At 54.0% G+C, this 8,569-nt stretch carries 9 protein-coding genes; 6 read left to right on the top strand and 3 right to left on the bottom strand.

Annotation, left to right across the window (positions count from 1 at the left end):
- From ku to ACFOFO_RS20665, 5 genes are all read left to right on the top strand, one after another.
- On the top strand, positions 1–768 hold a 768-nt coding region (gene ku / locus ACFOFO_RS20685; protein ID WP_390332686.1), incomplete at its 5' end, for a non-homologous end joining protein Ku.
- Between the two features lie 6 nt (positions 769–774).
- The gene (locus ACFOFO_RS20680) at positions 775–1,587 is read left to right on the top strand and encodes a tetratricopeptide repeat protein (RefSeq protein ID WP_390329735.1); all 813 of its coding nucleotides are present in this window, start codon (positions 775–777) and stop codon (positions 1,585–1,587) included.
- Positions 1,588–1,905: 318 nt separating this feature from the next.
- Complete coding sequence (locus ACFOFO_RS20675) at positions 1,906–3,513, top strand: hypothetical protein (protein WP_390329738.1); 1,608 nt, start codon at positions 1,906–1,908, stop codon at positions 3,511–3,513.
- Positions 3,514–3,614: 101 nt separating this feature from the next.
- Positions 3,615–4,043, top strand: a complete 429-nt coding sequence (locus ACFOFO_RS20670) for a transposase (RefSeq protein ID WP_390329741.1) — start codon at positions 3,615–3,617, stop codon at positions 4,041–4,043.
- A gap of 339 nt (positions 4,044–4,382) precedes the next feature.
- Positions 4,383–5,372: a hypothetical protein gene (locus ACFOFO_RS20665; protein WP_390329743.1), complete on the top strand. Its 990-nt coding sequence runs from the start codon at positions 4,383–4,385 to the stop codon at positions 5,370–5,372.
- A gap of 466 nt (positions 5,373–5,838) precedes the next feature.
- On the opposite strand, the gene ACFOFO_RS20660 is transcribed toward ACFOFO_RS20665, so the two are convergent.
- The 3 genes from ACFOFO_RS20660 to ACFOFO_RS20650 all read right to left on the bottom strand — a co-directional run bounded on the left by ACFOFO_RS20660 (position 5,839) and on the right by ACFOFO_RS20650 (position 7,295).
- Entirely contained in the window at positions 5,839–6,300 is a 462-nt protein-coding gene (locus ACFOFO_RS20660; protein WP_390329745.1) for a hypothetical protein, read from the bottom strand.
- 8 nt (positions 6,301–6,308) lie between these two features.
- On the bottom strand, positions 6,309–6,632 hold the full coding sequence (locus tag ACFOFO_RS20655) for a hypothetical protein (RefSeq protein ID WP_390329747.1): 324 nt from the start codon (positions 6,630–6,632) through the stop codon (positions 6,309–6,311).
- 156 nt (positions 6,633–6,788) lie between these two features.
- Entirely contained in the window at positions 6,789–7,295 is a 507-nt protein-coding gene (locus ACFOFO_RS20650; protein ID WP_390329750.1) for a DUF7689 domain-containing protein, read from the bottom strand.
- Positions 7,296–8,057: 762 nt separating this feature from the next.
- Here ACFOFO_RS20650 and ACFOFO_RS20645 point away from each other — a divergent pair.
- The coding region (locus ACFOFO_RS20645; protein WP_390332685.1) for a hypothetical protein at positions 8,058–8,569 on the top strand (512 nt) is incomplete at its 3' end.

The following is an 8,569-nucleotide window of genomic DNA, read 5'->3' as shown; positions in this document are numbered from 1 at the left end:
AAGGCATGCGGATCACGTCTCAAGCAACAGTACATCTGTATTAAAGAGCAAGTAGTAGTCGAACGCGAAGACATGGACAAGGGCTATGAATTTACCCATGAGCAATACGTGGTCTTTACTGCAGAAGAACTCAAGGCGCTCCAGGAGAAAGGCACGCATACGGTTGATATCGTCGCGTTCGTGCCTGCTGGATCAATTGACCCGATTTATTACGATAAAGCGTATTACCTGGCGCCTGATAAGCGGGGCGACAGGCCCTATAAGCTTTTGTTGGAAGGAATGTTAAAAACAAACCGCTGCGCACTGGCGCGTTGGGCTTGGAGAGGCAAGTCCTATACGGTGCAAGTGCGGCCGTCTTTGGAGGGCGGCTTGGTGTTGCAACAACTGCTCTATGGGGATGAGGTGCGCTCGATGAAGGATCTTGGCATTCCTGAAACAGAGGTGAAGCCTTCAGAACTCGAATTGGCGATCATGCTCATCGAGCAGAGCGCACAGGATACGTTCGATCCGGCCGAGTACGAAGACGAAGAAAAGAAGCGGATAGAGGCAGCGATCGATCAGAAAATTGCTGGCAAGGAAGTAACCGTCTCCGAGGAACCGGAAAAAGGCGGAGGCAAGGTCATCGACTTGATGGAAGCACTAAGAGCCAGTCTGGCGAAAAAGACAGGTACCACGGTGGCCGACGCACCCAAGGCGCGTAAAACCGCAAAACGCGTAACCACCGCCACGGAGCCAGCGCCCGCAAGAAAGACGCGAGCTAAAAAGTAGCGGGACATGAAGAGCATCACCATTGCTGACCTTCACAGGAAATACGGACTACCTCGCCGTATAGTTACAGAGTTAGTGAAGCAAGGTTTCGTTGTCCCGACCCGCGGTAAGAGTCGGGAATACCGGTTCAATTTTCATGACGTAGTCATTCTGCGGATGGCGCACGATTTGGCCGAAGCCGGCTTCTCGCCAAAGAAAACCACACGATTTCTTAATCAGTTACGCAGGGACCTGCCTGCGTCATCCGTTGCGGGTATGCGCATTTCGGCGGCGGGCAAAGAGTTGGTCGTTCGAGAGGATGGACGACTGAGAAGCGCAAACGGGCAGCTAGTTATCGAATTCGCCGAAGCGGTGAATAATGACACTGTCACTTCGTTTCCCGTATCTCACAAGCAGATTCAAGGAGCCGACCGCTCTGCAGGCGAATGGTATAACGCTGCGTTGTCCATTGAAGCCAGCGATCCCCTCAAGGCTATTCATCTTTATCGAAAGGCGATCGAGGTCGGCCAAAGATATGCCGAGGCCTTTATAAACCTCGGGTGCATCCTGATTGAGCGGGAGCAGTATCTGGAAGCTTTCGCGGTATGCCAAGAAGGGGTATTGCAATGTCCAGACGAACCTTTCTTGCACTTTAATCTCGGCGTCGTGTACGAAGAATTAAAAAGATTTCCTGACGCGCTAGGCTGCTACAACAAAGCGCTTCATTTGGATTCGAAGTTTGCCGACGCGCACTACAATGCCGCTCGACTCCATGAAACCATGGGACACAGTACCGCAGCGATCAGGCACTTTAACGAGTATCGAAGGCTTGCGCGCTGACGCATCCCGCGATCACGATGTCGCGCGCACCACTTCAAAGCACTCAACTGGAGACGCGGATTCTTTGACAATCAGGGGGTTACAGTGGTTTTTGCGGAATTTTACACGAATCCCGGCCGACTCTCGATTCGGTACCGAACGCCGCCCAAAGTGAATTGATGTGCATTAGCTCAAATTCGATCAGACATGTGCTGTCCGAACGAATCGAAACCAAAGTCCACGCGAAAGGCAGGAATCGGCCACGAGCGGTCATTCGACACCGGCCGCTGAATCGTCGACAATATGCAACGATACGGTGACTGAAGCCATGACAAAACAATGAAATCGTTGAATGATGATGATAAAGATGCGCTTCAGGCTCTGACTACAGAGGCGGACACAGCGAAGCGTGAACTGGAATCCATCATGCTTCGCATAGCCGACGCAAGGCGCATCTTCGCCCGGAATCCTTCGAACGAATCCAGACGGAAGATGGAGGAACAAGAGGAAGAAGGCGCGGCCGCCAACGAGCGTTTTAACGAAATCGTGGAAAGCATGGCAACTTTGCTCGAGCTGACGGAAGAGGAGCTCGAAGCGACCGATGCCACAGGAAAGTCAGGTGATGCCCCTCCCCGGTACCGCCGCGAACAATTGACCGTTGACCAAGTAGCCCCCACAGGCGAGGACGTCGGTGCTCTGCTCGCGCGGTCGTTCGACAGGCTGCTCAGGTTGATGCCGAAGTCCACATTGAGCGACTACCTGGCCTCGGAATTGGACGCGCCTTGGCTCAAAGGAACGGACGGTCTCCTATCCATCGTCAAAGGAGTTTCCCCGGAAAGCGAATATCCGCAGAAACACCGTTTTGCGCAGTGCGTCGGCGAGTGCCGTGCCTGGCTCACGAACGCCCCCAGCTATGACATGTTCGCCGGCGCCAGTCTGATACCGCAGATTGCTCGACTGGCCGAACGACTCGATGTGTTATCAGAGATTCCGGGTGCTATGAAGCGTATCCGATCGCTCTGGCAAGGCCCTTCCAGAGACGTGGATTCGACAATGTTCGAACTGCTGGTCGCCGCCGGATGTGCGGCCAAAGGTCGGTCGGTGGAGTTCCTAGAACCGAGCGGCGAGAAGACGCCCGACTTGCGGTGCCACGATCCGTACCCTCTTGTCATCGAATGCAAGCGCAAGCGGGTCCTCACGGAATATGAGCTCATCGAAGAGCGCGCTATGCGGGAACTCTTTGACAAGCTGGATGCCAGGGCAAGAGAGGCAGGTATGTGGGGAACGTTTTCGCTACATCTGTCGGTCGAGTCGCGGGCGGCTCCGGTCGATGAAATCGTCACTTGTTTATTGCAAATGCGTTTCGCCGGTGACAGCAGCGGGAGAGCAATCTATTCATGGGGAACGGCGACCTATGCGGAATCAGCTCGGCTGGTGAATATTGGGGGTCAAACGCGCATGTATTCACCGATGATGCTCAACGCAGTCTTCGATTGGAATTCTGACCTTGCAGAATGGGATGGTCTTGTCTGCCGTGTCGGAAACTATGAGGAATCAGTGGTGGACATGGCCGAAGAGCCAGTCGGGCTTTTGTGGACCAACAGCAGTGAGCAGGCGATCAAGAAACGTTCGTGGGGCCCGATGTCTACGTTAAGGGAAGCCGTCGAGCAGATCCCGCCAGGAGAATTTGGAATTCCCTATGTCGCCTACCAAGAGGGAGCCCGCAGTGCGATCGCCGACATGCGGACATTCAACTTCGCTGAGTGGTTGAAGGAGTCTAGCCATCCAGCGAATATACGCGTGCCTTTCGCGCGAATCTTCAGGTTATATCCCCGGCCGCTCGAACACGGTGCACCCGACTTCATAGAGAGCTCGATGAGCTTCATTCCCGACTACGGGGACAATATACTCCCGGGACTGTTTCCGTCGACCGTCATCGTGCACTGACGTACTCCCGCTACCGCAGGCTTGCTGCCATGTCTGCTTTGTAGAAAGGCAATGGCCGCAGCGGGTCGAATTGAGTCTGTCGCGGCCGGCTCAAAACGGCCATGACCAGCCACTGGCTTTTCTTCTCCATTGCGGTCATTGATTCCGTGCGCTGCTCCGAAGCGGCCATTGCGCCGAAGGTACGCGACAACGCCCATGCGGGAAAGACGCGCGTTCAATGTCTGGCGGCTGACGCCTTCATCGGCCGCTTTCTGCTGCATGTGCTGCCGCCAGGCTTCAAGCGTATCCGACACTATGGCTTGCTGGCTGGCGCGCACAAGAAAGAGAAGCTGGCGCAATGTCGTGCGGCCCTTGGCGTGCTGCCACCGCAGCAGCCGGTGATCGAGACTACTGAGGCGTTCATGCGGCGTGTGGCACAGGTGGAAAGCATGCGTTGTACCTGTTGCGCGAACGGACAGTTCCAGGTGATCGGAGTGCTTGCGCCGGCACGCCCGTTTCAGCAGCGCTACGCGACAGGACCACCGCCATAATGGGACGCGCAGGTCAGCGGCAGACCGATCAACAGATATGGCTGAGATGGGCGCCAGCGGCACGCACGCCTGTACCGGTAAACAGCCGAGCGGAAAGTTTCCTTGTCTGCATTCAAAACGGACTGCGTCGACCTGCGGTGCCGGTCATTCGGGCGATAGGTCGCATCACCGCCGCCATCCGCATGTCAAAACTGCCGGATTCCAGCTTACAATCCCCATGAAACCGCCGTCGTTGGCGGTTCAGTCCAACAGCGTTTATCCGCCGCCGGGCGGCCAACCGACTGCTCGTACTGAATCGAGGCGGCGGACAAACTCTATTCGTTAAGTGTCGGCCTAAGCATGACGGTCCTCGTATACAAAAACACCAAGACAACCATTCCCGCTTGGGTGTCTACGATTCACGTGCAAAATCCAAGAGGGGTGGCTTATGAGACGCCTACCCACTTTGTCCACTTGTACGGGCATGGCGAAGGTCTTTGGATCCTTTCGACTGGTCTCGTGGCAACTGAGAAGAAGGTTGGTTCGCTAAGGGATTGGGTCGAGCGTGTTTTTGGTGCAGAGGACGTTAAATCTTCAGTGCGTCCGGAAGGTCTAACCGTACGGGGGGTATGGCGGCCTGGCCTGTACTACTTTGAAGAGACAGCCCAAGGCTTGGGTATCTCTGAACAAGAACAGCGTTCAGCTGAGCAAGCGTTACGCCTGTTGGTTGAACGGTTCGATGAGTTGCTTCTCTATATCGAACCTGATGCGCACGGGCTCAAAGCCTACAGCCACAAAACCCGGGAGCTGCTCATCCTTGCATGCACGGAGCTGGAAAACACGTGGAAACACTACATGAGGATTGCAGGGGTTACATCACTCGGCAATCAATTCAATACCAATGACTACGTCAAGTTGCTTGGCCCTCTATTTCTGGCGGAGTACGAGATCCGTCTAAGGCCATACTCGAGTCTCCCAACCTTGACGCCCTTCAGTACGTGGAACCCAAGTGCTCCAACTCAGTCGCTGGCTTGGTACGATGCATACAACAAGACTAAACATGACCGAGACCAGCACTTCGACAAGGCTACTCTTGAAAATTGCATAGCCGCCGTAGCTGCAAACGTAGTCATGTTTGCAGTACGGTTCGGTCCGGTTACCCTCTATGAGAGCCGTGGAACTCTCGCCACGCTGGTAAACCACCTCTTTGGAATCGAGTTGCGGAACTGCGCGCCGGAAACTTTCTACACACCCTTATTGGCTGTGCCTAGTGGAACCCGCGATGACCTAATCTGTGGAGGCAGAAAGGACTGGGTGCAACCTTGGGCGATTCAACCGCTCGTCTTGTGAATTGCGCGCTGACACCTAACTCTAGGTGTAACGGCTCGCGTTTGAAACCGGTCATGCTCGCATTTGACGCCGTTCGATCGACACCGACGAGCAAGCTCGCCGGTCATATCGGCGTTGGGCGTCTGCTTGCAGATAGGATGAACGTCCACAAGGGGTCGGCTAGAGCCAGCCACCCTTAAAACCTGAGCGGCAGGTATCAGACTTCACCTGCCGCTGAGAGCAAAAAATGACCGGCGCCCCAGCCACAGTCAGGTGTCAGCGACTTTGCTGCCATTCAGTTTTCGAGACTATCCGGCAAGACCCGACCCAGGGCCGCCGGTCGAGGCTCCGCCACGAATGACCGCAATGCAAGCGAAACCGGGCATAGCCCACCGGCTGCTTCCTAGATGCACAAACCTGCTGTATCGATTTGGCCCGCAACTTTAAGAGATCCGGGCCTTTTTTCTTGTTTACGAATATTGAGCCGTTAGTTTTCTCTCTTGAATCCCCCGATTACCCAAGCTATGCCAAGCCCCAACAGATACGCTGCGATGATGGGTGCTAATGAAACAGCAACCACCGCCATCCCTGTATCTATGCGCTCATCTTTCACCAATTGGTTGTAAGTGCTCCAAAGTTCATCCATGCGGCCAGCGTCCTTCCGGTTAAGCATACTGAATAATGCGGCGCAATTTTGTGGACGCTGCTCTGCTGGCAGCGCTCTTAACTCGTTGTCCAAGTCGGGAAAAATTTTTTCCAGGGCCGTCCGTAGCTTAGACAGCGAGGTGCCTTTTTCAATATCCGGGTAACACGTCACGTAGTAGGCGACGACATACTCGCTGAAATCCGGTTTGGTTAAATCTTGCCAAACAATAGCCGAAACAACCACTAGCCAAATGAGAGAAGCCAGCGCCCATAATCGCTGCCAGCCATTCAAGCGAATTTTCATGATAGTTATTATTGGCCCGTTGACCGCGGCTGGAACGTTAGATGCCCGTTGCTGCCGCCACATTCAAGACTGACTTGGCATTTGCCTGCAGCATCCAATACGCGTTTTACCTCTTGGTAGTCGTCTCCGTCATAGGGCGACCACTGCTTCACATCCTCAAGGGCATGCATGTAGTTTTCGCATCCTTTTTCCAGGCAGGCCTTAAGTCCAGCGCAAAACTGAAGGTTAGCGTGAGCCCTAATGGCTTCGTCGTAGTAACCGGCCATAGCCGCGTGTAGTTGGTCGCATGACTGGGCCTGCTCAATTCTGACAATGCGTTCGTCTGAGTTCATCGTGCTTCCCCCAATCGTTGCTGTGTTAACTGCTGTTACTAATGCGACGACGCCAATGTAGACATGCGAAGCGATTTCAATAGCCTTGCCGGCGTGGCGATTTGCCGCTTTGGCTAAATCCCGAGCTTGCTGCTTGTGTTGGGCCTCGTCCCCTATTCACCCGCGGCAAAACTGCTCTAGTAGTTCAAACGCCTTCTCTTTGTCAATGGTGCTGAAATATCGAACCTCGTTTCCATAGCTGCTAGGCACTTCCAGGGGAGCATGTTCGTAGAGGTTCCCGATGCCCCACTTGGAAACTACTCGCCCAGGACTGCGAACGCGCCCTATGTGCATAACTGTGTCTTCTTTGAAGTAGATAGCAAGGCTACCCTCTGGCGGATTGTCGCCAACTTCAGTCAACTGCCCCTGGTCAATAAGACTTCGAACGTAGCCGGTGTCGGCATAGTAGCGTCCAAGGGGTGAGCAAGGCGGTTCTGGACAAATATTTAGCGCATACATCACACAGTTAAAGTCGCCCAATGGCTCGGGGTGGCGAATTGGCTCGACGGAGTGCGGAAACTGCTTGGCAATTTCGTCCAGCATGGCCACATGGCTAGCGATTTCGCGATTGGCATCAATCTTCTCTTGAAGAGCGCGCCGTAAGTCATCCTGCTTGAGTTCCATACGTTATAGCCCGGCTACCACCCCCAATGGCATAGGGCAATAGCATACACCGAGAGCACCTGACCGGCCGCTTTCGGAGGATTTCTTCAGGGACCGTTTGTGGCCGATGGCGGGTGCAACCGTCATCGAAGTCATCCCCACATTGCCGACCAACAACCTGTAGCCTTCAGTGACCGGTCTGGAGCAAGCAGATCGCAAAGTTGTATGACGGCAGTCAGTCTTGACCGGACGGTCGACGCGGTACGCTGAACTTCCGCTTGTGGCCGAAAGTTCCCATTGGAATTCTAAGCCCGAATGGCCGTTGACAATACACAGCTGCCGTTCAGCTCGGAATATTTACTTCGCATCACGAACGGCCGCTTCCATTTTTTACCCTTGCGGTGAATGGCCGCTTTCGTTTTTCGTCGATGACGGCTCAGGGTCGAGGGCTGACGGTCAGCATTTTCTTACGTAACACCGTCCGGCGCGTATTTCTTGTGCGTCGCATCACACCATTCGCATCTCCATTACAAAGCGGATACCGAAATGCGAATACCCGGCAACTTTGGATTGCGAAGTAGTGGCAGTTTTGATGCGAATACGTGGATGGACGATTAAGTAAAAAACAGCTGCCGCTTACAGGACGTTGAATCTGGCCAGTCTCCTGTACTTCCTTTGATCTGCCGTAAACCTAGCGCAAGTAAAAAACCTGCCAGCACTGGAATAGCCACTGTTAGCGAACTAATTTGGAAGGATTGCTATGTGGATTAAGAAGGAAGAAAAATGAAACCGTTAGCTATAGGTATCAGACTGTTGCTGGGCAGTTTTCTGGTAGGGTTCTTTGGGTGCACAATGGCCGCCCCTCTTTTCCAGCCCAACGTTGCCCAGATCGATGAAGCGAACCAAGGGTATTATTGCCCACCAGTCCCTCAGAACGAAGCGGGTTTTACCAACATCCCTAATTTTGTGCTTACCATGGAAACGTTTGGGAATCCGGTACAGGTGTCGTTCACCACGCGAGTCAGTATAAGCACGAGTTCGGCCGTTTCGCTACGCCCGGTCATTGACGGTCGTGTTCCAGGAGCGCCAGTGCGTCCAGACGCTTTTTATCTATACTTCAACAGCGGTGCGAACCAAGGAATGGATACTACACTGTCCATGTCTCGGGTGTTCACAGTGAGCAAAGGCGTTCACACATTTGGCGTGCAAGCTAGCTGCCAGGGAATGTTTGTGAATCTTGGAGTTCGTTGGCTTACTGTTTACGAACTAGGCAGTGCCGTTCCAAAGAGCGACGG

Source organism: Pseudundibacterium arcticum (genome assembly GCF_042646465.1).
GTDB classification, from domain to species: Bacteria; Pseudomonadota; Gammaproteobacteria; order Burkholderiales; family Burkholderiaceae_D; genus Undibacterium_A; species Undibacterium_A arcticum.
The sequence above is the reverse complement of the archived record's forward strand: the minus strand, read 5'-3'. Positions and strand labels throughout refer to the sequence as shown.

Bases quoted from the DNA above. Each gene is read 5' to 3' on its own strand.
- ACFOFO_RS20655 (WP_390329747.1), bottom strand. From the start codon at position 6,632: ATGAACTCAGACGAACGCATTGTCAGAATTGAGCAGGCCCAGTCATGC.
- ACFOFO_RS20680 (WP_390329735.1), top strand. From the start codon at position 775: ATGAAGAGCATCACCATTGCTGACCTTCACAGGAAATACGGACTACCT.
- ACFOFO_RS20660 (WP_390329745.1), bottom strand. From the start codon at position 6,300: ATGAAAATTCGCTTGAATGGCTGGCAGCGATTATGGGCGCTGGCTTCT.
- ACFOFO_RS20670 (WP_390329741.1), top strand. From the start codon at position 3,615: ATGACCAGCCACTGGCTTTTCTTCTCCATTGCGGTCATTGATTCCGTG.
- ACFOFO_RS20665 (WP_390329743.1), top strand. From the start codon at position 4,383: ATGACGGTCCTCGTATACAAAAACACCAAGACAACCATTCCCGCTTGG.
- ACFOFO_RS20675 (WP_390329738.1), top strand. From the start codon at position 1,906: ATGAAATCGTTGAATGATGATGATAAAGATGCGCTTCAGGCTCTGACT.
- ACFOFO_RS20650 (WP_390329750.1), bottom strand. From the start codon at position 7,295: ATGGAACTCAAGCAGGATGACTTACGGCGCGCTCTTCAAGAGAAGATT.